Source organism: Jannaschia sp. M317, assembly GCF_025141175.1.
GTDB lineage: Bacteria > Pseudomonadota > Alphaproteobacteria > Rhodobacterales > Rhodobacteraceae > Jannaschia.
Window position 1 is genome coordinate 2,251,968 of the sequence record NZ_CP081155.1, and the last position, 21,531, is coordinate 2,273,498.

At 65.8% G+C, this 21,531-nt stretch carries 24 protein-coding genes; 14 read left to right on the forward strand and 10 right to left on the reverse strand.

Features of this window, described 5'->3' with window-relative positions; all coding sequences use genetic code 11:
* Nucleotides 1-43: 43 nt before the first annotated feature.
* Genes K3551_RS11520 through K3551_RS11535 form a run of 4 tightly spaced genes read left to right on the forward strand, consistent with a single transcriptional unit; the run spans nucleotide 44 to nucleotide 4,819 of the window.
* Nucleotides 44-544 carry a YIP1 family protein gene (locus tag K3551_RS11520; RefSeq protein ID WP_259913327.1) on the forward strand — a complete coding sequence of 167 codons (501 nt, stop codon included), beginning with the start codon at nucleotides 44-46 and terminating at the stop codon, nucleotides 542-544.
* Nucleotides 537-1,757, forward strand: a complete 1,221-nt coding sequence (locus K3551_RS11525; RefSeq protein ID WP_259913328.1) for a cysteine desulfurase — start codon at nucleotides 537-539, stop codon at nucleotides 1,755-1,757. The genes K3551_RS11520 and K3551_RS11525 overlap by 8 nt, the downstream gene beginning before the upstream one ends.
* Nucleotides 1,758-1,798: 41 nt before the next feature.
* Nucleotides 1,799-4,528 carry a glutamine-synthetase adenylyltransferase gene (locus K3551_RS11530; protein ID WP_259913329.1) on the forward strand — a complete coding sequence of 910 codons (2,730 nt, stop codon included), beginning with the start codon at nucleotides 1,799-1,801 and terminating at the stop codon, nucleotides 4,526-4,528.
* Between the two features lie 24 nt (nucleotides 4,529-4,552).
* Complete coding sequence (locus K3551_RS11535; RefSeq protein ID WP_259913330.1) at nucleotides 4,553-4,819, forward strand: hypothetical protein; 267 nt, start codon at nucleotides 4,553-4,555, stop codon at nucleotides 4,817-4,819.
* Here K3551_RS11535 and K3551_RS11540 read toward each other — a convergent pair.
* Complete coding sequence (locus K3551_RS11540) at nucleotides 4,816-5,787, reverse strand: GlxA family transcriptional regulator (RefSeq protein WP_259919584.1); 972 nt, start codon at nucleotides 5,785-5,787, stop codon at nucleotides 4,816-4,818. The two genes, K3551_RS11535 and K3551_RS11540, sit on opposite strands and share 4 nt — an antisense overlap.
* A 206-nt stretch (nucleotides 5,788-5,993) precedes the next feature.
* Here K3551_RS11540 and K3551_RS11545 point away from each other — a divergent pair, with 206 nt between their 5' ends.
* Complete coding sequence (locus K3551_RS11545) at nucleotides 5,994-7,358, forward strand: class II 3-deoxy-7-phosphoheptulonate synthase (RefSeq protein ID WP_409197374.1); 1,365 nt, start codon at nucleotides 5,994-5,996, stop codon at nucleotides 7,356-7,358.
* A gap of 75 nt (nucleotides 7,359-7,433) precedes the next feature.
* Here K3551_RS11545 and K3551_RS11550 read toward each other — a convergent pair whose 3' ends face one another.
* Nucleotides 7,434-8,135: a PAS domain-containing protein gene (locus K3551_RS11550; protein WP_259913332.1), complete on the reverse strand. Its 702-nt coding sequence runs from the start codon at nucleotides 8,133-8,135 to the stop codon at nucleotides 7,434-7,436.
* Between the two features lie 171 nt (nucleotides 8,136-8,306).
* Between K3551_RS11550 and K3551_RS11555 the strand changes: the two genes are divergently transcribed.
* The 3 genes from K3551_RS11555 to K3551_RS11565 are packed head-to-tail and all read left to right on the forward strand — an operon-like array spanning nucleotide 8,307 to nucleotide 10,357.
* Nucleotides 8,307-9,176, forward strand: coding sequence for a YicC/YloC family endoribonuclease (locus tag K3551_RS11555; protein WP_259913333.1), 870 nt, complete (start codon nucleotides 8,307-8,309; stop codon nucleotides 9,174-9,176).
* Nucleotides 9,177-9,182: 6 nt separating this feature from the next.
* A complete protein-coding gene (gene gmk / locus K3551_RS11560) occupies nucleotides 9,183-9,842 on the forward strand; it encodes a guanylate kinase (RefSeq protein ID WP_259913334.1) in 660 nt (219 codons plus the stop codon).
* Nucleotides 9,839-10,357: a gamma carbonic anhydrase family protein gene (locus K3551_RS11565; protein WP_259913335.1), complete on the forward strand. Its 519-nt coding sequence runs from the start codon at nucleotides 9,839-9,841 to the stop codon at nucleotides 10,355-10,357. The genes gmk and K3551_RS11565 overlap by 4 nt, the downstream gene beginning before the upstream one ends.
* Here K3551_RS11565 and K3551_RS11570 read toward each other — a convergent pair.
* Nucleotides 10,354-10,986 (reverse strand): histidine phosphotransferase family protein, encoded by a 633-nt coding sequence (locus tag K3551_RS11570; protein ID WP_259913337.1) that lies wholly within the window; start codon nucleotides 10,984-10,986, stop codon nucleotides 10,354-10,356. The two genes, K3551_RS11565 and K3551_RS11570, sit on opposite strands and share 4 nt — an antisense overlap.
* Before the next feature lie 33 nt (nucleotides 10,987-11,019).
* Here K3551_RS11570 and K3551_RS11575 point away from each other — a divergent pair, with 33 nt between their 5' ends.
* The 3 genes from K3551_RS11575 (at nucleotide 11,020) to K3551_RS11585 (ending at nucleotide 12,875) form a co-directional block, all read left to right on the forward strand.
* Nucleotides 11,020-11,181 carry a DUF3553 domain-containing protein gene (locus K3551_RS11575; RefSeq protein ID WP_259919586.1) on the forward strand — a complete coding sequence of 54 codons (162 nt, stop codon included), beginning with the start codon at nucleotides 11,020-11,022 and terminating at the stop codon, nucleotides 11,179-11,181.
* Between the two features lie 107 nt (nucleotides 11,182-11,288).
* Nucleotides 11,289-12,017, forward strand: a complete 729-nt coding sequence (locus K3551_RS11580; RefSeq protein ID WP_259913338.1) for a GNAT family N-acetyltransferase — start codon at nucleotides 11,289-11,291, stop codon at nucleotides 12,015-12,017.
* 12 nt (nucleotides 12,018-12,029) lie between these two features.
* Nucleotides 12,030-12,875: a 1-acyl-sn-glycerol-3-phosphate acyltransferase gene (locus tag K3551_RS11585; protein ID WP_259919589.1), complete on the forward strand. Its 846-nt coding sequence runs from the start codon at nucleotides 12,030-12,032 to the stop codon at nucleotides 12,873-12,875.
* Nucleotides 12,876-12,939: 64 nt separating this feature from the next.
* Here the strand turns inward: K3551_RS11585 and K3551_RS11590 are convergent, their stop codons facing one another.
* Together K3551_RS11590 and K3551_RS11595 are read right to left on the reverse strand one after the other, a co-directional pair.
* A complete protein-coding gene (locus K3551_RS11590; RefSeq protein ID WP_259913340.1) occupies nucleotides 12,940-13,551 on the reverse strand; it encodes a thiamine phosphate synthase in 612 nt (203 codons plus the stop codon).
* A gap of 56 nt (nucleotides 13,552-13,607) precedes the next feature.
* Nucleotides 13,608-13,991, reverse strand: coding sequence for a DUF1761 domain-containing protein (locus K3551_RS11595; protein ID WP_259913342.1), 384 nt, complete (start codon nucleotides 13,989-13,991; stop codon nucleotides 13,608-13,610).
* Nucleotides 13,992-14,088: 97 nt separating this feature from the next.
* Between K3551_RS11595 and K3551_RS11600 the strand changes: the two genes are divergently transcribed.
* The 3 genes from K3551_RS11600 to K3551_RS11610 all read left to right on the forward strand — a co-directional run bounded on the left by K3551_RS11600 (nucleotide 14,089) and on the right by K3551_RS11610 (nucleotide 17,565).
* Nucleotides 14,089-14,826 carry an RNA methyltransferase gene (locus K3551_RS11600; RefSeq protein WP_259913343.1) on the forward strand — a complete coding sequence of 246 codons (738 nt, stop codon included), beginning with the start codon at nucleotides 14,089-14,091 and terminating at the stop codon, nucleotides 14,824-14,826.
* A gap of 142 nt (nucleotides 14,827-14,968) precedes the next feature.
* Nucleotides 14,969-16,099: a heme A synthase gene (gene ctaA, locus K3551_RS11605; RefSeq protein ID WP_259913345.1), complete on the forward strand. Its 1,131-nt coding sequence runs from the start codon at nucleotides 14,969-14,971 to the stop codon at nucleotides 16,097-16,099.
* Nucleotides 16,099-17,565: a carboxypeptidase M32 gene (locus K3551_RS11610; RefSeq protein WP_259913346.1), complete on the forward strand. Its 1,467-nt coding sequence runs from the start codon at nucleotides 16,099-16,101 to the stop codon at nucleotides 17,563-17,565. The genes ctaA and K3551_RS11610 overlap by 1 nt, the downstream gene beginning before the upstream one ends.
* Here K3551_RS11610 and K3551_RS11615 read toward each other — a convergent pair.
* The 5 genes from K3551_RS11615 to K3551_RS11635 are packed head-to-tail and all read right to left on the reverse strand — an operon-like array spanning nucleotide 17,556 to nucleotide 21,365.
* Nucleotides 17,556-18,329 carry a substrate-binding domain-containing protein gene (locus K3551_RS11615; RefSeq protein WP_259913348.1) on the reverse strand — a complete coding sequence of 258 codons (774 nt, stop codon included), beginning with the start codon at nucleotides 18,327-18,329 and terminating at the stop codon, nucleotides 17,556-17,558. The genes K3551_RS11610 and K3551_RS11615 overlap by 10 nt on opposite strands.
* Nucleotides 18,326-18,973, reverse strand: a complete 648-nt coding sequence (locus K3551_RS11620) for an ATP-binding cassette domain-containing protein (RefSeq protein WP_259913350.1) — start codon at nucleotides 18,971-18,973, stop codon at nucleotides 18,326-18,328. Before K3551_RS11620 ends, K3551_RS11615 begins: the two co-directional genes overlap by 4 nt.
* The gene (locus tag K3551_RS11625; protein WP_259913352.1) at nucleotides 18,967-19,671 is read right to left on the reverse strand and encodes an ABC transporter permease; all 705 of its coding nucleotides are present in this window, start codon (nucleotides 19,669-19,671) and stop codon (nucleotides 18,967-18,969) included. The genes K3551_RS11620 and K3551_RS11625 overlap by 7 nt, the downstream gene beginning before the upstream one ends.
* A 42-nt stretch (nucleotides 19,672-19,713) precedes the next feature.
* Entirely contained in the window at nucleotides 19,714-20,601 is an 888-nt protein-coding gene (locus K3551_RS11630; RefSeq protein ID WP_259913353.1) for a DmsC/YnfH family molybdoenzyme membrane anchor subunit, read from the reverse strand.
* Nucleotides 20,601-21,365 (reverse strand): 4Fe-4S dicluster domain-containing protein, encoded by a 765-nt coding sequence (locus tag K3551_RS11635; protein ID WP_259913355.1) that lies wholly within the window; start codon nucleotides 21,363-21,365, stop codon nucleotides 20,601-20,603. The genes K3551_RS11630 and K3551_RS11635 overlap by 1 nt, the downstream gene beginning before the upstream one ends.
* Between the last annotated feature and the right edge of the window lie 166 nt (nucleotides 21,366-21,531).

Genomic DNA, 21,531 nt, shown 5'->3' on the forward strand with positions numbered 1-21,531 from the left:
ACAGGACATTCTGCGCGCGTGGATTCGACCACGCGAGGTCATGATGCGTCGACTGCAAGGCGTGGATGAGCGGATCGCGTTCGTCTACCTTGCGGTCGGCTCGGTCCTTGGGTTCGTGGCACAGCTTCCCGGGCTTGTCCGGCGCGCCCAACTGTCCGATCCGGAGTTCGAGGCCCTTTTGACGGAAGAAAGCGCGCGGGTTGGCGTGGCCATTCCGACGGACATGGCCGATGCCAAGTTCGAGGCGCTGTTTTCGGGGGCGGTCATGGCCTGGATCTTTATCGTCCCGATTGCCTTCTACGGCCTCGCCTTCGTGTCTCACATCGGCGCGCGGCTGTTGGGGGGGCAAGGGACCGGTCTGAGGGCCCGTGCGGCGCTGTTCTGGTCGTTCCTGGCGGTGATGCCTGGCCTACTCCTTCTTGGTCTCACGGTCGGCTTTGTCGGGCCGGGCCCAGCACAAGCCGTGGTTTTTTCTATTACGTTGAGCGGATTCTTCTGGATCTGGCTCAACTCTCTCTATGTCGCGGAGCGGCCCCATGTTTGACGTCGATGCAATCCGTGACCAGTTCCCAATCCTGAGCAGGAAGGTGAACGGCAAACCGCTTGTCTACCTCGACAATGGGGCGTCGGCGCAAAAGCCAAAGGTCGTTCTGGATACCATCCAACGCGCCTACGCCGAGGAATATTCAAACGTTCACAGAGGTTTGCACACTCTGTCCACAATCTCGACCGAGAATTACGAGGCGGTGCGCGGCACCACCGCCCGGTTCCTTGGCGCGCCGAGCGAGCACCACATCGTCTTCACCTCCGGCACGACAGAGGCGATGAACCTGATCAGCTATGGTTGGGCGGCGCCCCGGTTGCAGGCGGGTGATGAGATCATCTTGTCGGTGATGGAACACCACGCGAATATCGTGCCCTGGCATTTCCTGCGTGAACGCCAAGGCGTCAAGTTGGTCTGGGTGGAACCGGATGCAAAGGGGGACCTTGATCCGCAGGCGGTTCTGGACGCCGTGACCGATCGGACCAAGTTGATTGCAATTACCCACCTTTCCAATGTGTTGGGAACCGTTGTTGATGTAAAAACCATTTGTCATGAGGCACGCGCCCAGGGCATTCCGGTGGTTGTCGACGGCAGTCAGGCGGCTGTTCACATGCCTGTGGATGTGGCCGATATGGGCTGCGATTTCTACGCGATCACGGGCCACAAACTCTATGGCCCGTCCGGGTCGGGCGCGGTCTATATCCGGCCCGAGCGGATGGCCGAGATGCGGCCGTTCCTTGGCGGGGGCGACATGATCCGGGAAGTGCATCGTGACACGGTCACTTGGAACGATCCGCCGATGAAATTCGAGGCCGGCACGCCTGGCATCGTTCAGACCATTGGCCTGGGGGCCGCGTTGGAATGGATGATGGGCGTGGGCATGGATGAGATTGCGGCGCACGAGACGACGCTGCGCGACTATGCGCGGTCCCGGCTGGACGGGTTGAACTGGCTGGATGTGCAGGGGCAGAGCGCGGGCAAGGCAGCGGTCTTTTCGTTCACCTTGCAGGGGGCGGCGCATGCCCATGATATTTCGACCGTGCTTGACAAAAAGGGCGTCGCGGTGCGCGCGGGGCACCATTGTGCGCAGCCTTTGATGCAGCATCTGGGTGTGACGGCCACCTGTCGCGCCAGCTTTGGCGTCTATAACACGACGCAAGAGGTCGATGTTCTGATCGACGCGCTGGAGCTTTGCCACGATCTCTTTGCCTGAGCGGTGTTGACCTCCGCGGCGGGTCGGCGCCAGATCGTTTCATGTTCAGGACTCAGTTGACGCGCCACCCGATTGCCTTCGATCCGCAGGCGGCACGGGATCTTTTGGCGCGTGTCGAGGTGCCGTCCGATGTCCGCCCCCTGGTCGAGGGCGTGGCCGGGTGCAGCCCCTATCTTGCCAGGCTCATGCAGCGCGAGGCGTCCTTTCTCGACACGGTCTGGGATCAATCCGCCGACGCCGCTTTCGCCGCGCTTCTGGCAGAGGTCGAGGGGATCGAAGGTGATCCGAAGGTGGCCTTGCGACAGGCCAAACGGCGCGCCGCCCTGTTGGTGGGGCTGGCAGAAATCGGGGGCGTCTGGCCGGTGATGACGGCAGCAGAGGCATGGACCCGGTTTGCCGACGCCGCCTTGCACAAATGTCTGACGTATTCCGTGGCCCGGATTGCCCCCCATCTGCCGGGCGTCTGTGGTGGTCTGGTCGCCATGGCCATGGGCAAGATGGGAGCGTTCGAGCTCAATTATTCCAGTGACATAGACCTCGTGCTGCTGTTTGACGAAACGCTGTACGATCCCGGCGACTATGGTGAGGTCCGGGTAAAGCTGCTGCGCGCTGCGCGGCTTGCCATGGCGCAGATGTCGGACATCACGTCGGACGGTTATGTCTTTCGCACCGATCTACGCTTGCGGCCCGATCCGGGGTCGACGCCGATTGTCATGTCGATGGAGGCCGCCGAGCGTTATTTCGAGGCGATGGGGCGCACGTGGGAACGGGCCGCCTGGATCAAGGCGCGTCCGGCGGCTGGCGACCTGGACGCCGGGGCGCGGTTCCTGGAGCGGCTGAGGCCCTTCATCTGGCGACGACACCTCGATTACGCCGTCGTCCAGGAGGCGCATGACATGCGGCTGCGCATTCGGGATCACAAGGGGCTGACCCAGGCCTGGACGATCGCGGGGCATGACCTGAAGCTGGGTCATGGCGGCATCCGGGAGATCGAGTTTTTCACCCAGACCCATCAGATCATATCGGGCGGACGCGATCCGTCCTTGCGGGTGCGGGGGACGTTGGACGGGTTGGACCGCCTGGTCGATGCGGGCTGGGTCCGGCTGGATGTCGCGGCAGAGCTTGGGACGCAGTACCGCTATCTGCGCGAGGTAGAACATCGGTTGCAGATGGTACAGGACGCACAGACCCACCGGATGCCGAAGGACGACGAGGGGCTGCGCCGCATTGCCTGCTTCATGGGGGCCGCCGATTGCGAAGGCTTTCTGGCCGACCTGACGACGCGCATGCGCGGGGTCGAGGGGATCACCGACCCGTCGTTCAGACCTGGCGAAGCCGCGCCGGAGCCGGACCCGATCGAGGGCGCAGAGGCCGTGACGGCCCGGTGGGACACCTATCCCGCGCTGCGATCCAGCCGGGCACGCGACATCTTTCGCAGGTTGCGCCCCGCGATCCTGACGGCGCTGGCACGGGCCGCCCGACCGGAAGAAGCCCTGGCGGCCTTTGACGATTTTCTGCGTGGCCTGCCTGCGGGCGTGCAGATCCTGTCGCTATTCGAGGCGAACCCGGTGCTGGTCGATCTGACGGCTGACATCTGTGCGATTGCGCCGGATCTTGCGCGATACCTGTCCGGCAACGCGGGCGTTTTCGATGGGGTCATCGGCGGGGCCTTCCTGGCCCCCTTGCCGGATCGCTATGATCCCGCGCCGCATGACCCCACGGACTACGAGGGGGCGCTGACCCGTCTGCGGCTTTGGCACCGAGAGGCGCATTTCCGCATCGGCGTGCATCTGTTGCGTGGTCTGGCCGACCCTTCTGAGGCGGGGGCCGCCTATGCGCGGTTGGCCGAGGCCACGTTGAAGGCCTGCTGGGACGTGGCCGAGGCAGAGACAGCGCGCCGCTATGGGCGGGTGCCCGGCCTGCGACTTGCGGGGCTTGGGATGGGCTCGCTCGGGGCGGGGCGGCTGACGGCGCGGTCCGATCTGGATCTGGTGGTGTTGCACGACGGGGCGGCCAAGGACGCCGTGTCGGACGGGCGGCGGGGGCTGGGCGCGGCGCAATGGGCGGCGAAGTTCACGCAGGTCCTGATCACCGCGTTGAACGCGCAGACGGGTGACGGTCGTCTCTACGAGGTGGACATGCGTTTGCGGCCGTCCGGGCGACAGGGGCCTGTGGCCACCGCGCTATCGGGCTTTCGCAGTTATCAGGCGACCGAGGCGTGGGTCTGGGAACACATGGCGCTGACCCGCGCGCGTGCGGTTGTGGGCGATGCGCAGACCTGCGTCGCGGCCGAGGCTGCGCGCAACGCGGTTCTGGACGCAGGTCGCTTTGATGCCGCCACGGTTCTGTCGGACCTGGCAGCCATGCGCCACCGGTTGGAAGGCGCGGGACGCACGGGGCAGGGGTTGTCGGTCAAATCGGGTGCCGGACGGATGCAGGACATTGAACTGGCCGCTCAGGCGCAGGCGATGCTGGCCTGCACCGGGGTCCGCGCGACCTCGGCGCAACTGGCCTGCGACGGCTGGCTGACCGAGGTGGAGCGTGCGATCCTGATCGAAAGCTACCGCAGGCTGTCGGACGCGCAGCAGGTTCTGCGGCTCTTGACGCCAAAGGACCCGCCCGAGGATCTGGGCACCGGGGGTGATGCCTTTCTGGCCACGACCCTGGGTGTGTCCGATGCGGCGGACGTGGTGCGGCTGTGCGATGCTGCGGCGACGGCGGCCGCCGAGGTCATTGACGGCGCGCTTGCCCGTGCCGGGGCGGCGGACTAGACGGGCGCAAGCACGGAGCATCCAATGGCCCACAAACCCGGACAAAGCGCGGACGACCCCAAGGCCCTGATCCACGAAGCCTATCGGATGGAGGGTATCGGCATGGCGGAATGTCGCACGATCTTTCTGGATTGGGCGCTGTCCTTTGGCGGTGAGACCGGGCCTGCGATCGACCGGCTCTTGACGCTTCACGACGCGCCGGATCACCCGATGACCGAGGTGTTGCGCGAAGGCCAGGCCAGCCCCGCCCGCACCGGTCGGCGCGGCGGTCGCGCGGCGCGGCTGGGCTAGTCCGCCTTGGCGCCCCGTTCGCGGTAAGGCGTCGTGCCATAACGTGCGCGGTAGCATTTGGAGAAGTGCGAAGGCGAGGTAAAGCCCGAGGCCAGCGCGACGTTGATGATCGACATATCCGTCTGCATCAACAGGTTACGCGCCTTTTCCAGCCGTAGATCCATGTAATACCGCTTAGGCGACCGGTCGAGATAGCGGCGAAACAGACGCTCCAGCTGGCGGGTCGACATGCCGACGTTGGTGGCCAGGATCGACGGGCTGATCGGGTCTTCGATGTTCTGCTCCATCTCGCGGATCACTTGCGACAGACGGGGGTGCCGCACGCCGATCCGGGTCGGGATCGACAGGCGTTGGGTGTCGCGGTCGGTGCGGATCGAGGAATAGATCATCTGATCGGCCACCAGCGCGGCCAGATCCTCGCCGTAGTCCCGGGCGATCAGGTGCAGGGCCAGATCCACCTCGGCGGTGCCGCCTGCTGTGGTGATGCGCTTGCCGTCTATGGTGAAAACCGCCTTGGTCAGTTCCACGTCCGGGTAATCTTCGGCAAAGCTGTCGTGGTTCTCCCAGTGGGTCGTGGCGCGCTTGCCATCCAGCAGCCCCGCCTCGGCCAGGGTATGGGCTGCGGTGCTCAGCCCCGCCACGGTGATGCCGCGACGCGCTTCGCGGCGCAGCCAGGACAACAGGCGTTTGGTGTTGGCGCGGGCCACGTCAACGCCGCCTACGATCATCAGCATGTCATCGCGCCCGACCTCGCCCAGGTCGCGATCCAGAACGAAGCTGGTGCCAGCCGAACAGCTGACCGTTCCGCCGCCATCGCCCATCAATTCCCAAGTGTAAAGCTTTGCGCCCGCCATGCGATTCGCAATCCGCAGCGCATCGACGGCGCTGGCCAGCGAGATCAGCGTGAACTTGTCCAGCAGGGCAAAGACGACATGGTGCGGCTTTGATGGCGTTTCGATCTGCGCCATGGCAAGCGCATCAACGGCGGATCGGGTCCCGTCCTGCTGGTCTCGTGCCATCTTGTCTCCTGCGGTGAAAGGCCGCCGCGGCTGCCTGTCAAACGGCAAATACGACTCTTGCTCCGGGATCAAGGAATTCCGCACGCGGAGCGCTGGCCCTGCCTGAGAGTTTGCGCTATCGGAAGGCCCTCAGACGACCGACCGGAGGAATGAACATGGCGTGGTCGAAAGCCGATTGGAGAGCGAAGCCCAGGGTCCAGATGCCCGATTATCCGGATGCCGCCGCCTTGGCCGCGGTAGAGGAGAAGCTGTCGCGTTATCCGCTGCTGGTTTTCGCCGGTGAAGCGCGGACCCTGAAGTCCGAACTGGCCGCGGCCGGCCGGGGCGAAGCCTTCCTGCTGCAGGGCGGCGATTGCGCCGAAAGCTTTGCCGAATTCTCGTCCAACAACATCCGCGACACCTTCAAGGTGATGTTGCAGATGGCGATGGTTCTGACCTTCGGGGCCAAGGTGCCCGTGGTCAAAGTGGGTCGCATGGCGGGTCAATTCGCCAAGCCCCGGTCCGCCCCGACCGAGGTGAAGGACGGCGTCGAGCTGCCCAGCTACCGCGGCGACATCATCAACGCGTTGGAGTTCACGCCCGAGGCGCGGATCCCGAACCCCGACAAGATGCTGGAGGCCTATACCCAGGCCGCCGCGACGCTGAACCTGCTGCGCGCCTTTTCCAAGGGCGGCTTTGCCGATGTGCATGAGGTCCACCGTTGGACGCTTGGCTTTGCCGGTGGGGAACGAGCCGAACAGTATCGCGATATGGCCAACCGGATTCAGGATACGCTGGATTTCCTGACCGCTGCCGGGCTGACGTCCGATCGCAACCCGGATCTGTCGACGGTGGATTTCTATACCTCGCACGAGGCGTTGCTGCTGGAATACGAACAGGCGCTGTGCCGCCAGGACAGCCTGACCGGCGATTGGCTGGCCGGGTCCGGCCACATGATCTGGATCGGCGACCGCACGCGGCAGCCGGACGGGGCCCATGTGGAATTCTGTCAGGGTGTGTTGAACCCCATCGGGTTGAAGTGTGGCCCCACGACCACCGCCGAGGACCTGAAGGTCCTGATCGAAAAGTTGAACCCCAAGAACGAGATGGGTCGCCTGACCCTGATCGCGCGCTTTGGCGCGGGCAAGGTGGCCGAACATCTGCCGCGCCTCATCAAGGCGGTGCAGGAGATGGGCGCGAATGTCGTCTGGACCTGCGACGCGATGCACGGAAACACGGTCAAATCGCCGTCCGGCTACAAGACGCGGCCCTTCGACAGCGTGCTGTCCGAAGTGCGGGAGTTCTTCGCCGTCCACCGCGACCACGGCACCATCCCCGGCGGGGTTCATTTCGAGATGACCGGCCAGGATGTGACCGAATGCACCGGCGGCGTCCGCGACATCACCGACGAGGATCTGTCGGACCGTTATCACACCGCCTGCGACCCGCGCCTGAACGCGTCGCAGTCGCTGGAACTGGCGTTCCTGGTGGCCGAAGAGCTGTCGGCCATGCGCGAAGAGCGGCAGCGCGCCGCCTCCTGATTGGGCAGCATTCGACGCGAAGGTGTCGTTAAGTTTAGGCAAGGGGGCGGTCTGCGGGCCGCCCCTTTCGCGCTTCTACTTCACCACGCGCAGGTAGGGACGGGGGGACGGGCCCGCGGCATAGGGCGTGGTGCCTTCGGCCAGTTCCATCGGCAGGCCGGTCACCTCCTGCGACAGATGCGCGGCACCCAGGCGGGCAAAGGCGCTGTTGCGGTCCGATTTCAAGACGTGCAGCCGTTCACGCAGGATCGAAAAGCGGTGCGGCGGTTCCGGGTCGAACCTGTCCAGCGCCAGACAGCTGATCGCCTTGGTCACCGCCCCCGTCCGGTCCTGCAATGGCAGGATCAGCATCCGGCCGTGGGTCAGGCCGCTATCGGTCTGGCTGACCATGTCCAGCTCCAGCGTGGCAGGGGCTTCGAACACCTGTTCGACCAGGTCGATGGCCCGGTCGCGCTGCGCCACTTCGAAAAAGGCCCGCACCGGCAGGCCGCGCACTTCCATGCCCATCAGACTGTTCATGACGCGCCCGCCCAGGCGCACGCGCACTGTTCCGGGGCGGACCCGATCCAGGATCATCGAATGACCCAGCGTCAGCGACATGGCACGCGGGTCCAGCGCGTCGCGGCGCGGCAGGTTGCGGCCAGAGCGGAGCGACGACCAGTAGCGCCAGGCCTCCTCCAGCAAGGGTGACTTGCGCATCATGCGCGCCCCCGTCATGTCCAGTATATCGGCATCCCGATCCGAGACCCCGCCGTCAAAACCATCGAGACCTGACATCGGTCCACCTTTCGCTTGGCCCCAAGTTGACCGCTTCACGGCCAAATTGCGACGAAACCCGCCACCCGATGTCAGAATTAGGGCAGCTTGCCTTAAAATGCCCGTAATTCCTTTACCTCTGGTTAACGCCGCTTGCTTGCCGGATGGCGGTGCAGGGGGTAGGGCGGGGCGATGAAATCCATGACGGGATATGCGGCGCTCGATGTGGGCGGACGCCGGTGGGACATCCGCTCGGTCAACGCGCGGGGCTTCGATTTGCGCCTGCGCCTGCCCGAAGGCCTGCCAGAGTTGGAGCCACTGGCCCGCAAGATGGTCGGTGCTGTGGCCCAGCGAGGCAACGTGACCCTGTCCCTGCGACTGGCCCCCGTATCAATGTCGGCAGCCCGGCTGGACCCCGACCGGCTGTCACAGGCGTTGCAGGCCATCGCAGAGGTCGAGGCAGCGGCGCAGGATCAGGGCCTGCCACTGGCCCCCACGACGGCGGTCGGGATCCTGTCGCTGCGCGGCCTGTGGGACACCCACGAAGAGGCAGACATCCCGCCGCGCGCTGACCTGCGGGAGGAGCTGACCCAATTGCTTGCCGCCTTCACCGCTGATCGCGCGCGGGAAGGGGACAGTCTGCGCCGCGTCGTCGCCGATCAGGTCGACCAGATTGCGGCGCTGACCGCCCGGGCCGACGGCATGGCCCCCGAACGTCGCGCCCATATCGCGCGGACCTTTGCCGAGGCCACGGCCCGCCTCACGGCCGCCACCGGGGCCGGGATGGACCCGGACCGCGTGGCGCAGGAAATCGCCGCCTTGGCCGTAAAGGCCGATATCGCCGAAGAGCTGGACCGACTGACCGCCCACATCGCGGCCGCCCGCGATTTGCTGACGCAGGACGGCCCCGTCGGCCGCCGCCTCGACTTTCTGACGCAGGAATTCAATCGCGAAGCCAACACGCTGTGTTCCAAGGCCGGCATGGCGCGGTTGACGGCGATCGGCCTGGACCTCAAGACCGTTATCGACCGCCTGCGCGAGCAGGTGCAGAACCTGGAGTAGACGCCCGTGGAGCAATCCCCCCAAGGCAATCGCCGCGGCTTGGCCGTGATCCTGTCCAGCCCGTCGGGGGCCGGAAAATCGACCCTGGCCAGACGGTTGATGGCCTGGGACCCATCGCTCAGCTTCTCCGTCTCTGCCACCACCCGCGCGCCGCGCGCGGGAGAGGAGGACGGCGTGCATTACTATTTCCGGTCGCGCGAAGAGTTCGGGACACTCGTGCTGGACGGAGAGATGCTGGAACACGCCGAGGTGTTCGGTAATCATTACGGCAGCCCCCGCGCCCCGGTCGAAGCCGCGCTGAGCGCCGGGCGCGATGTTCTGTTCGACATTGATTGGCAGGGTGGCCAGCAGATCCGAAACTCCGCCCTGGGCCGCGACGTCGTGTCGATCTTCATTCTGCCGCCATCCATTCCCGAGTTGGAGCGCCGCCTGCGCGACCGTGGTCAGGACGACGACGCGGTCATTGCTGACCGGATGCTGAAATCCGAGGCAGAGATCAGCCATTGGGCGGAATACGATTACGTCCTGGTCAACGATGATATCGACGCCGCTGAAACACGCCTGCGCACCATCCTCAGCGCAGAGCGTCTGCGCCGGGACCGACAGCCGTGGCTGACCGATTTCACGCGCAGCCTGTCGACCGAATTCAGGGAGAGGACGCCATGATCTATGCACTCGACGGCATCACGCCGGACATCGACGACAGCGCCTGGTGCGCGCCGGACGCCAACCTGATCGGGGCGATCACGCTGTTGGCCCAGGCAAATGTCTGGTTTGGCGCAACGCTGCGCGGCGACAACGAACGCATCACCGTCGGACGCGGATCGAACATTCAGGAAAACTGCGTTCTGCACACCGACATCGGGTTTCCGCTGACCATCGGGGCGGATTGCACGATTGGCCACAAGGCCATGCTGCACGGCTGCACCATCGAAGACGGGTCGCTGATCGGCATGGGGGCCACAGTCCTGAACGGGGCGGTCATTGGCCAAGGCAGCCTGATCGGAGCAGGCGCGTTGATCACCGAGGGCAAGGTGATCCCCCCCGGCAGTCTGGTCATGGGGAGCCCCGGCAAAGTCGTGCGGGATCTCGACGATGCGGCGCGTGCCGGGCTGCTGGCCTCGGCCCGGCACTACGTGGCGAATGCCGCGCGGTTCCGCGCGGGGCTGAAACAGGTCTAGACCAACAGGCTCAGATGGCTGTCGTCCGCGCTGACCGAGATGGGACGGCGCAGGCGGCGGCAGTCGCGCGCCAGTATGCCGAACTGCACCTCCGACCCCTTGAGGTCGTCGGGCAGGGTTCCGCGTCCCAATCCTTGCCAAAGCGGCGCGTCGATTTTCAACCGCTTTGCATCGACGTGGAAAACCCAGGCGTTCGGGTTGCGCGACACTTCGACCGTGGCCCCCCAGGGGGTTGCCACCTCCAGGCAGTTCAGCGCGAGGCAGGCCAGCCGCATTTCGCTGCGCGGATGATCGTCCGTGTCGGTCCATTTGATGCGCGTTCGGGTGTCGCGATACATCGCATGAAGCACGTCCTGCACCTCGCGCGCGGACACCTGCGGGCCGGTCCCGGCCTTGCCAAAGGCAAGCCGGAAAAACGCGATGCGCGCCAATGCGGCATCCAAAGAGGCGCGGATCAGCGCGATTTCCTCCCCTCCGCCGCCAGAAAGCTCCAACAATTCCAGGCCGTTCCCGATGGCTCCGATCGGGCTGACCAGGTCGTGACACAGGCGTGAGCCAAGCAAGGCGACAAGATCGGGCTCGCCCTCAGCGTCGGAATCGTTACCTTTGGACGGAGTATGTCGGCTCAACGGAGGCCCCCTGTGTCGCAAGATCTGAATGGAATGCTGGAACCCGGCATGATGGTCCGCCACCCCGACGCGCCCGACTGGGGTTTGGGGCAGGTGCAGTCCAACATCGGGTCGCGCATCACCGTGAATTTTGAAGAAGTCGGCAAGCAGGTCATCGACGGCACGCGCATCCTCCTGTTGCCAGTGTTCGAATGACCCGAAGCTATCTGCGTTAAGGTTAAGGAAGTATTGATCGAGCGCAAGGCGCATTGGATTCCGGCTGTCGTCTTGCACCGATTGGTCCGGACGGCTACCTGCGAGGCATGGACGACAGGTTCACTCTGACGATTACCCGCGATCCGGCGCAGGTGCGCGCGGCGCAGGCGCTGCGGCACGCGGTCTTTGTCGAGGAACTGGGCGGTGCCTCGCCCGGGCCCGAAGGTCTGGAAGCCGACGCCTACGACAGCCGCTGCGATCACCTGATCCTGACCGACCGGACGCGGCCCGATCTGGGTGTCGTGGCAACACTGCGCCTGGGCTATGGCGCGGCCTATACCGAGACGGAATTCGATCTGTCGAAGGTGCGCGCGACCGGTCGTCTGCTGGCCGAGCCGGGACGAACCTGTCTGCATCCCGACTATCGTGGCGGGCCGACGGGAATGCTGTTGTTTCGTGGCATGCTCGATCATCTGCGCCGTCAGGGCATCGGGTTTCTGGTCGGCACGGCGTCGTTCCACGGGGCCGACCCGGCGCAGCATCTGCCCGCCCTGCGCCGTCTCCGGCAAGAGGCGCTGGCCCCGGACCCGCTGCGCCCGGTGGCGCGGGGGGCAGGCGCGCTGACGATCAGTGGCACGGCGGAACGGGGCGCGATGCGGCAGGTGCCCTCGCTGATCAAGACCTATCTGCGGGCCGGTGCCTGGATCGGCGACGGGGCCTGGATCGACCACGCCTTCAACACCGTCGACGTATGCGTCCTGCTTGACATGAACCGCCTGCGTCTGCCGCCGGATCGGCGCGCGGACCTGTGGCAAGCGGCCCGTCTCGATGCCTGACCCGTTCCGGATCTGTCCGTGACCTGGGACGGCGCGCCGCATCCCCCGACCCCGCCGATCGGTCCGCTGGGCTGGCTGCGGGTCCTGGCGCGCGGTGTTCCTGCGGTCCTGGTGGTCTTTGGTGGGTTGCTGATCCTGCTGTTGGTCCGCCTGGCAGAACGCCCGATCTTTGGTCTTCACCGCCCCGTCACGCCCCATATCACGCGGGGCGTCTGCCGCCTGACGCTTGCGATCCTTGGGATCCGGCGCAAGGTGCGCGGGGCCGTGATGCAGGGCACGGGGGCTGTGGTTGCGAACCATGTGTCCTGGCTGGATATCCTTGTGCTGAACGCGTCGAAACGGATCTACTTCGTCTCCAAGTCCGAGGTGGCGGGGTGGCCGGGTATCGGCTGGCTTGCGCGGTCCACGGGCACTGTTTTCATTCGGCGCGACCCGCGCGAGGCACGCGATCATGCCCGCGTGATCGAGGACCGCCTGCGCGCGGGCCATCGCCTGCTGTTCTTCCCCGAGGGGACCAGCACCGATGGCATCCGGTTGCTGCCCTTCAAGACGACGTTGTTTCAGGCCTTCTTCAGCCCGGATTTGCCGGCGGACATGCAGGTGCAACCGGTCACTTTGGGCTACCACGCGCCACGCGGCGCGGCAGAGACGTTCTATGGCTGGTGGGGCGACCAGAGCACGGGGGAACACATGCTGCAGGTTCTCTCGGCGCCAAGGCAGGGGTCTGTTGATGTGATCTACCATGCGCCGCTGCGTGTTCGGGATCATGCCGGGCGCAAGGCGTTGGCGCGCGCCGCCGAGGACGCGGTGCGAAGCGGAATGCAGGAGGTCGACGTGCTGCGGATCGACGCGGACTAAGCGATCGTGCCTTTCGAAGCAGTCGATCCGAATGCGCGAAGATTCAGTCCGTCTGCCGGGGCCGTCACGCGCGCAAGGGTGCGGTCAGGTCCGCCAGCCGCGCGGCCGGGTCCTCTGCGGACCAGATTTCCTCGCCGAGCGCGATGAAATCCGCCGCCTGAGACAGCATTTCGATCGCCGCCAGATCCAGCGCGCCTTCGGCGACGACCGGTACTTCGATCATTTCGGACCACCACTGGAACAGCGCCGCCTCGGCCCGTTCGCCCGAGCCGAGCGTCGTTTCCCCCACCGGCCCAAAGGCCACGTAGTCGGCCCCGGCCTCGCCCGCCGAAAGGCCGGTGTGGCGCGAGGCACCGCAATAGGCTCCGATGATCGGGTCTTCGCCCCAGTCGGCGCGCAGTTTGCGCAGCGCGCGCGGATCGGTCAGGTGGACCCCGTCAAGGCCTAGTCGATCCACCAACGCGGCATGGTCGGTGATCACCAGCGGCACGTCAAAGCGATGCGCGACCTCTCGGCAGGCATCGGCGGCACGGATCACGCGGTCCTCGTCCCGGCTGGCAAGGTTCAGGCGCAGGCAGGCGATTTCCGCAGTGTCCAGAACGCGGGCCAGTTGATCGGGAAAGGTGGCGTCGATTTCCGGCGGGGTCACCAGATAGAGTTGCGGCATATCGGTCATTGGCTTGTCCCCTCAGGCATTGCGCCCAAGTATCCGGCGACCGCCCGCCCTGCAAGTCAGAGCAGCATCAGCACCGCCCCCATCAGCGCCATGCCCACCGCCGGATAGGCCCCGTCCATCCAGATCAACGACCAGCTTCTTTGACCAAACATGACGTTCGTCGCCATCCAGGGCACGGCCACGAAAAGGCCCAGGCCCAACCCCGTGATCATCCCTCCGCCCACGTTGTCGATGCCGGAGCTGGCCAGCACGTGCCGCAGCATTCCGGCCACGATCACTGCACAGACAAAGCTGCCGATATAGGGCTTCGGGTCCTTCCGGTTGACGGTATCCTCGGTCAGGCCCGAGGCGGCCATCCAGGGTTTGGCGATGATCCCGTACCAGACCGCGCCCCAGATCCAGGCCGTGACGGCGGCGGCAATGACAGCGAGAAATCCCATGGTCTTCTCCTTCTTGGATGTGCCGGGACAGTGTGCCGCGCGGTGCGACACTTTGGAAGCCGTTGCACTGGGACCCGACCCGCGCTAGGCGGCGGCCATGACAGATCCGCGCCCCGCCTTCGTCCTCGTCCGCCCGCAGATGGGCGAAAACATCGGTGCCGCCGCCCGTGCCATGCTGAATTTCGGGCTGGAACATATGCGCGTCACCGCCCCCCGCGACGGCTGGCCGAACGAGCGCGCCGTGGCCTTGGCCTCTGGCGCGGGGCGCCTGCTGGACGATGCGATGGTGGTCGACACGACCGAGGCGGCAGTTGCCGATTGCACCTTTGTCTTTGCAACCACGGCCCGCGACCGTGACCTGACCAAACCGGTCTACACCCCCGAGGCCGCCATGGCCGAGGCCCGGACCCGCGGCGCACGTGGCGAAAAAGTCGCCGTCCTGTTCGGGCCGGAACGCGCGGGGTTGGAAAATGATGACATCGCGCGGGCCAATGCCATCGTGTCGGTGCCCACGAACCCGGATTTCGCCTCGCTCAACCTGGCGCAATGCGTGCTGCTGATGGGCTATGAGTGGCGGCGCGCAGCCACCGGTGCGACCGGGATGGAGGTAGAGCTGGCTGGCACCGATTGGGCCAACCACGCCGAGACCGAGGCCCTGGTGACCCACTACGAAGAGCGGCTGGAACAGGCGGGGTTCTTCTTTCCCGAGGCCAAGGCCCCGGCGATGAAGCGCACCCTGCGCAACCTTTGGTCGCGGATGCCGATGACGCGGGCCGATGTGCAGGTGTTCCACGGGATCATGCGGCAGATGGTGCGCTGGAAGGAACGCGGGTAGGGGGCTCTGCCCCCCGTCGCCTGCGGGCGCCCCCCCGAGGTATTCCGGGCCAGAGGAAGATAGGGACCTGCGACCATCCGGGAGGTGCAGGTCCGGCGGAAACACCCTAGATGAGGGACAAGAACGCAAGACGGGGGCCAGCATGGCAAAGCGTGCGATATTCGAGGACGTGGCACAGGCGGACAAGCCCATGGCCAAGGGCGGCGTGATCGACGCGGCGCGGCGTGGGTCGCGGGCGGCGGCACGAGTCTGGCTGGTGATCTTGTTTGCCCTGGTTGTGGTGATGATCGCCGTGGGCGGTTTGACGCGCCTGACGGACAGCGGCCTGTCCATCACGGAGTGGAAGCCGGTGACCGGGGCCCTGCCACCGATGTCCGCCGAAGCCTGGGCGGCGGAATTCGACCTGTATCGTCAGATCCCGGAATACCAGTTGCAGAACAAGGGCATGACCCTGTCGGAGTTCCAGTTCATCTATTGGTGGGAATGGGGCCATAGGCAGCTGGGGCGTGTCATCGGGTTGGTCTGGGCGCTTGGCTTCTTTGGCTTGCTGGTGACGCGCAAGATGCCCGTCGGCTGGACCGGGCGGTTCCTTGCGCTTGGCCTGTTGGGCGGCGCGCAGGGGGCGATCGGCTGGTGGATGGTGTCGTCCGGGCTGCAGGGCGGGATGCTCGACGTGGCCTCTTACCGGCTGGCGACCCATCTGGGGTTGGCCTTTGTCATTCTGGGGCTGATCGCGTGGTTCACCCTGTCGATGTCGCGCCCCGAGGCGGCCCTGTTGCAAGCCCGCCGGGATCGGCACGGCGGGTTGATGACCTGGGGCACGGTCCTGCTGGGGCTGACGTTCCTGCAGGTTCTGATCGGTGCACTGGTGGCGGGGATCGACGCGGGCCGCAATTACATCGATTGGCCCCTGATGGCGGGCGGGTTGACCCCGCCGGGCATGTGGGACCTGCAGCCCGCATGGCGCAACCTGTTCGAGAATGACGGCACGGTGCAGTTCTTTCACCGGCTGACCGGATACCTGTTGTTTGCCGTGATCCTGGCCGCCTGGTGGCGCGCGCGGCGATCGGCGTATCGCGCCACGCAGGGGGCCTTTGCCGCCGTGCTGGGCATGGCCGTGCTGCAGATGGTGCTTGGCATTGTGACGGTCATGAATTCCTCGCCCTGGCACCTGGCGATCCTGCATCAGTTGGGCGCTGTCGCCTTGCTGGTCCTGGTGGTCCGGGCGCGTCATCGCGCCAAATATCCTTTGTCTCAATCCGTGAGGGGCTGATGCCTGCATACGACGATCTGCTGGCCTTCCAGCGCACCACCGAAGCTTTGGCCCAGGTTGCCGGTCGCACCGGCTGGGATCAGGAAGCGATCATGCCACGCGGCGCCGCGCCGCAGCGCGCCGAGGAAATGGCCGCCCTGGAAGAGGTGCTGCATGCCCGCCGCACGGACCCGCGTCTGGGCGATTGGCTGCACGAGGCGCATGCCAAGGATGCGGTAGCCGATGCCAACCTGCGAGAGCTGCAGCGCAGCTATGCGCGCAACCGCAAGGTGCCTGCGAAACTGGCCGCCGAGATCGCGCGCGTCACCTCGCTGGCGCAGGGGCAATGGGCCGCTGCCCGCGCGGCAGAGGACACGGCAGCCTTTCTGCCGGTCCTGTCCGACGTCGTGCGCCTGCGCCGCGAAGAGGGCGCGCATCTGGCCGAGGGGGGCGACGCCTACGACGCCTTGATGCAGGATTACGAGCCGGGCGGGTCGGCGGCGACCATGGCCGCGATGTTCGACCGGATGCGCCCACGTCTGGTCGCGCTGCGGCAGCAGGCGCTGGACGCGGCCCCGGCCCCGCATCTGTCGGGCCATTTTCCCAAGGCGCAGCAGCTGGCGCTGGCGCAGGAAATTGCCGCTGCCTTCGGCTATGACTTCGACCATGGGCGGCTGGATCTGGCGGTCCATCCCTTCAGTTCCGGTTCCGGCATGGATGTTCGGATCACGACGCGGGTGGATGAGGCGGATCCGTTCAACTGTCTCTATTCGACGATCCATGAGGTCGGGCATGCCTGCTATGAGCAGACGGTCGACCGCGCGCACCTGCTGACGCCGATTGGCAACGGCGTGTCCATGGGGGTGCACGAAAGCCAGTCGCGCAGCTACGAAAACCAGATGGGCCGCTCCGAGGCCTATTGCGGCTGGCTTTACGGGCGGATGCGGGACGTCTTCGGCGACATCGGCGTCGCGTCCGAGCGGGACTTTTACCGCGCCGTCAACGCCGTCCACTCCGGCTATATCCGGACCGAAGCGGATGAGCTGCATTACAACCTGCATGTCATGCTGCGCTTTGATCTGGAACGCGCGCTGATCCTGGGCGAGCTGGAGGTCGCGAACCTGGAGGAGGCCTGGAACGCGCGGTTCCTGTCGGACTTCGGCGTGGCGGTCGACAAGCCGTCGAACGGCTTCATGCAGGATGTGCATTGGTCGGTGGGCCTGATGGGGTATTTTCCGACCTATTCGTTGGGCAACCTTTATGCGGGCTGCCTGCTCTCGGCGCTGCGCGGCGATGTGCCGGACCTGGACGCGTCGCTGGCCAATGGCGACCCGTCGCCCGCGACGGCGTGGCTGGGCGAAAGGGTGCAGCAATTCGGGGCCCTGCGCACCCCCGAAGACACGATCCGTCAGGCGACGGGCGAGACCCCGACCGAAGAGCCGCTGCTGACGTATCTGGAAGCGAAGTTCGGCGACCTCTACGGCTGAGTCGCCCGGAACAACGGTTGCCCGTCGATGCGGTAGCCGTTGATCAGGCCGCGTGCTTCGTCACTGGTCAGCCACGCGCCGAAGCGCGTGGCCTGCAGCGCTTTGATGGCAGGGTGTTTGTCAGGGTTCACAGGCAGATAGGCGTAGGTGTTCAACAAGATTGCGTCGCCTTGGTGCAGCACCACGAGATCGCCCTTGTTGCCGAAGTTCAGCCAAGACCCCCGGTCCGTCAGAACGTAGCCGCCCATTGCGGCAGCGACATTCAGGGTGGACCCCATGCCGCTGCCGGTTTCGCGATACCACGCGCCCGAGGGGGGCGCGGGCCACAGGCCGCGCTCCGTCTTGTGGGTGCCGCTGTCGTCGCCGCGGCTCAGAAATGGGGCACCTGCGGTGGCGATGCGCGTCAGGGCGGTTTCGATATCCCTGCTGCCGCTGACGCCGGCGGGGTCGGCGGCGGGACCGATCAGGATAAAATCGTTGGACATGATTTCGGTGCGTGTGGTGCCGTGTCCTTGAGCCAGCCATGCCTGTTCCGCCGCAAGGGAATGCACCAGCACGGCATCCACATCCCCCGCAGCACCCAGCCGCAACGCCTGTCCGGTGCCGACAACGATCAGCCGGACGTCCAGGTCCAGCGCCTGCCTGGCTGCCGGCAGCAGCACCTCGGCCAGACCGGAGTTTTCAAAACTTGTCGTCACCGCCATTCGCATGTCTTCGGCACGGACGGGTAAGGCGAGGCAGAGCAGAACAAGAACGCGGATCATTCCAGGATATCTCCGGCGAGGAAGGCGCGGGCAAGGCCCGTATCGGGGCGGTTGAAAAAACGCGCGGCAGGCGTGTCCTCGACCAGTTTGCCGTGGTGCAGCAGCAGCACGCGGTCCGCCAGACGCCGGGCCTGACCCAGGTCGTGCGTGGCGAGGACACGGGCGCAGGGGGCCTGGACCAGCAGGTTTTCGACCAGCCGCGTGTGCCGCCCGTCCAGATGCGCCGTCGGCTCGTCCAGCAGCAGCAGGCGCGGCCCGGCGATCAACGCGCGGGCCAGCGCCAGCAACTGCCGCTCGCCGCCCGACAGGCGGCTGGCGGGCAGGGTGGCGCGATCGGTCAAATGGGTTCGGTCCAGCCAGGCGTCGACCGGGGCGGTGGATTGCCCGGCGATCCGCAGCGGATAGGCCAGGTTGTCCCGCACCGATCGGCGCAGCAGGACCGGGTGCTGAAACACGAACCCCAAGGCGCGATCATCGTCGCACAGCCGCTGACCTGCGCCAAGCCGGTCCAACCCGAACAAGGCCCGTAGCAGCGTCGTCTTGCCCGCACCGTTCGGGCCCAGAACGACGGTGGTGCCGTCCCCGATCTTCAGGTCGATCGGTCCCAATCGCCGCCGCACCTGCGCAGCCTCCAGCCTTACCATCGGCCCCGCCTTTCGGTTCGGGCCAGCGCATGGACGCCCAGGTTCACCGCCAGCGCGATGCCGAGCAGGATCAGGCCCAGCCCAAGCGCCAACGCAAAGTCCCCGCGCGAGGTTTCCAGCGCGATGGCCGTGGTCAGCACGCGCGTCACCTGGTCGATATTGCCACCAACGATCATGACGGCACCGACCTCTCCGATGGCACGACCGAACCCCGCCAGAACAGCGGTCAGCAAGGCACGACGCCCATCCCACAACAGCGTGCGCAGCCGCTGTGCGGGTGTGGTGTTCAGCGCGATCAGCAGGTCGTGGTATTCGGCCCAGAGCTCACGCAGCGTCTGATGCGCGATGGATGCGATGATCGGCAGCGCGATGATCAGTTGCGCCAGGATCATCGCCCAGGGCGTGTAAAGCAGCCCAAGCGCACCCAGCGGACCGGACCGCGACAACAGCAGATAAAGCGTCAGCCCCACCACGACCGGCGGCAGCCCCATCAAGGCGTTCAGCGTGGCAATCACCGCACGCCGTCCCGGAAACCGCCGCAGCGCCAGCCAGGCCCCGAGCGGCAGGCCGATGGCAGCAGCGATGACAATGGCAGAGACCGTGACGAACAGCGATCGCGCAGCAATGGCATAGAGATCGCCATCGCCCGTAACCAGCAGCGTCAGGGCTGCGAGAAAGGCGCGTCCGATGTCTTCCATCAATCCGTTTCGCGTGGGGGCCACGCAAAACGGGGCCGGGTGTCAGGCGGCGGATTTCTCCGCATGTGCGCCGTAATACAGGCCCACGACGTGTTCCGCCTCTGCAAAGAACAGCCAACGCTGCACGAAAATGCCCGCGAGGTGAACGATCACCGCGACCGCGGCCATGGCGTGATGCATCGGAAACAAGGTCAGCAGAACTGGCAGGCCGGTCATCAGCGCCAGCGCGATGATCCGCAGCTTGACCGCGTGCTTGCGCGCGACCTGAAAGACCATCTCATGGGTCAGGTAATTTTCGCCCGTATGCGGCTTCTCCCACAGGCTCATGCGCCCCTTGAGGCCGGTGGCGGTGTTCATGGTCGACCCCGTTTCGGCAAAGCGTTTGTCGCCCGCCATCCAGTGCCAGATCGTGATCCCACCGCAGACCAGAAGCAGGACCGAAGCCAGCGTCACGTTGCCGGACAAAAGCGCCCCGCCCGCCAGCGCGCAGCTGAGAAACATCAGCGGCGTGGCAGGGATCTGGTTCCAACGGGGAATGGTCCTGAGCTGGCCGTAGATCATCGAGGTGGTGAAGACGGTGAACAGGCTGAACGCCGCGCCCAGCCAACCCAGCGGGGTCAGGGTGACGCCCGCAAAGATCTGACCGATGGCATAAATCCCCATCAGGATCAGGGCGATGACCGCCGACCAGCCTTCGCGCGACAGCCAGGAGGTGCGCCATTGGCTGAAGCTCTTGATCGCGTTTTTCGGATTGGCCAGGTGGAAGGTCGCAGACAGCAATCCGCCGACGGCCAGGGCATAGGCGATGAGGTAGAAAACAAAGGCAACCCAACCGGTTACGGCAGGAAGACCCAGGCCCAGAAAGAACAACAGGCCGAAACCCGCGCCGGACAGCGAGGAAAAGACGATGACGGAGGGGGCGGGATGCATCAGATCTTCTCCAGCGTGCGGTCGACCCAGGCGAGGAAGCCCTTCGGCTCTTCGGCGACGGGGGCGAGGTAGGGGGCCAGGATGTCTTCGGCTCCGGGGGTCATGGCAGGGGCCTGGATGCGGTCCTTGAGCCGGGGGGGCAGATATTGGTTCACGGGCTTGGTGCCCTGTTCGGGCATCAGGTCCATGCCCCCGCGTTCGGCCACCAGTTTCGAGACATGGCTGTCGGGATCGGCCAGGTCGCCAAAGTGACGCGCGCCCGCGGGACAGGTCCGCACGCAGGCAGGTTGCCGGTCCACTTCGGGCAGGTTTTCATTGTAGATCCGGTCGACGCACAGCGTACATTTCTTCATGACACCAGCATCTTGGTCCAATTCCCGCGCGCCATAGGGACAGGCCCAGGCGCAGAGGCCGCAGCCCATACAGGCGTCTTCGTTGACCAGAACGATGCCGTCTTCGGCGCGCTTGTAGCTGGCACCCGTCGGGCAGACGGTGACGCAGGGGGCGTCGTCACAGTGCAGGCACGATTTCGGGAAATGGGTGGTCTGGGCCAGGCCGGTTTCGGGCGTCGACTGAAAGCTGTGGATACGGTTGAGAAAGGTGCCCGACGCCTCGCCGTAGGGGTCCTGATCGGACAGGGGCGCGCCGTAGTTCTGGGTGTTCCAGCCCTTGCAGGCCGTGACGCAGGCGTGACAGCCGACGCAGGTGTCCAGGTCGATGACGAGGCCGAGCTTCTTGTCGGTGGTTTGCGGCAATGCGGTCATTCGGATGCCTCCTGTGCTGACAGGGCTGGGCGGGGGGCGGCCAATTCGAAGGGGCGCCCCCCATGGGTCTGTTCGGCCCGGTGACGGGGGGCGGATGCGCGGGTGATCCACGTCGGATATCGGTCTGACATCACTGGGCGCACGGTCGCGGTGTGAATTGGGTGAA

Bases quoted from the DNA above. Each gene is read 5' to 3' on its own strand.
- K3551_RS11635 (WP_259913355.1), bottom strand. From the start codon at position 21,365: ATGACCGCATTGCCGCAAACCACCGACAAGAAGCTCGGCCTCGTCATC.
- K3551_RS11555 (WP_259913333.1), top strand. From the start codon at position 8,307: ATGAAATCCATGACGGGATATGCGGCGCTCGATGTGGGCGGACGCCGG.
- K3551_RS11540 (WP_259919584.1), bottom strand. From the start codon at position 5,787: ATGGCGCAGATCGAAACGCCATCAAAGCCGCACCATGTCGTCTTTGCC.
- K3551_RS11600 (WP_259913343.1), top strand. From the start codon at position 14,089: ATGACAGATCCGCGCCCCGCCTTCGTCCTCGTCCGCCCGCAGATGGGC.
- K3551_RS11525 (WP_259913328.1), top strand. From the start codon at position 537: ATGTTTGACGTCGATGCAATCCGTGACCAGTTCCCAATCCTGAGCAGG.
- K3551_RS11615 (WP_259913348.1), bottom strand. From the start codon at position 18,329: ATGATCCGCGTTCTTGTTCTGCTCTGCCTCGCCTTACCCGTCCGTGCC.
- K3551_RS11630 (WP_259913353.1), bottom strand. From the start codon at position 20,601: ATGCATCCCGCCCCCTCCGTCATCGTCTTTTCCTCGCTGTCCGGCGCG.
- K3551_RS11520 (WP_259913327.1), top strand. From the start codon at position 44: ATGCGTCGACTGCAAGGCGTGGATGAGCGGATCGCGTTCGTCTACCTT.
- K3551_RS11595 (WP_259913342.1), bottom strand. From the start codon at position 13,991: ATGGGATTTCTCGCTGTCATTGCCGCCGCCGTCACGGCCTGGATCTGG.
- K3551_RS11590 (WP_259913340.1), bottom strand. From the start codon at position 13,551: ATGACCGATATGCCGCAACTCTATCTGGTGACCCCGCCGGAAATCGAC.
- K3551_RS11575 (WP_259919586.1), top strand. From the start codon at position 11,020: ATGCTGGAACCCGGCATGATGGTCCGCCACCCCGACGCGCCCGACTGG.
- K3551_RS11625 (WP_259913352.1), bottom strand. From the start codon at position 19,671: ATGGAAGACATCGGACGCGCCTTTCTCGCAGCCCTGACGCTGCTGGTT.
- K3551_RS11580 (WP_259913338.1), top strand. From the start codon at position 11,289: ATGGACGACAGGTTCACTCTGACGATTACCCGCGATCCGGCGCAGGTG.
- K3551_RS11530 (WP_259913329.1), top strand. From the start codon at position 1,799: ATGTTCAGGACTCAGTTGACGCGCCACCCGATTGCCTTCGATCCGCAG.
- K3551_RS11535 (WP_259913330.1), top strand. From the start codon at position 4,553: ATGGCCCACAAACCCGGACAAAGCGCGGACGACCCCAAGGCCCTGATC.
- ctaA (WP_259913345.1), top strand. From the start codon at position 14,969: ATGGCAAAGCGTGCGATATTCGAGGACGTGGCACAGGCGGACAAGCCC.
- K3551_RS11620 (WP_259913350.1), bottom strand. From the start codon at position 18,973: ATGGTAAGGCTGGAGGCTGCGCAGGTGCGGCGGCGATTGGGACCGATC.
- K3551_RS11610 (WP_259913346.1), top strand. From the start codon at position 16,099: ATGCCTGCATACGACGATCTGCTGGCCTTCCAGCGCACCACCGAAGCT.
- K3551_RS11550 (WP_259913332.1), bottom strand. From the start codon at position 8,135: ATGTCAGGTCTCGATGGTTTTGACGGCGGGGTCTCGGATCGGGATGCC.
- K3551_RS11565 (WP_259913335.1), top strand. From the start codon at position 9,839: ATGATCTATGCACTCGACGGCATCACGCCGGACATCGACGACAGCGCC.
- K3551_RS11545 (WP_409197374.1), top strand. From the start codon at position 5,994: ATGGCGTGGTCGAAAGCCGATTGGAGAGCGAAGCCCAGGGTCCAGATG.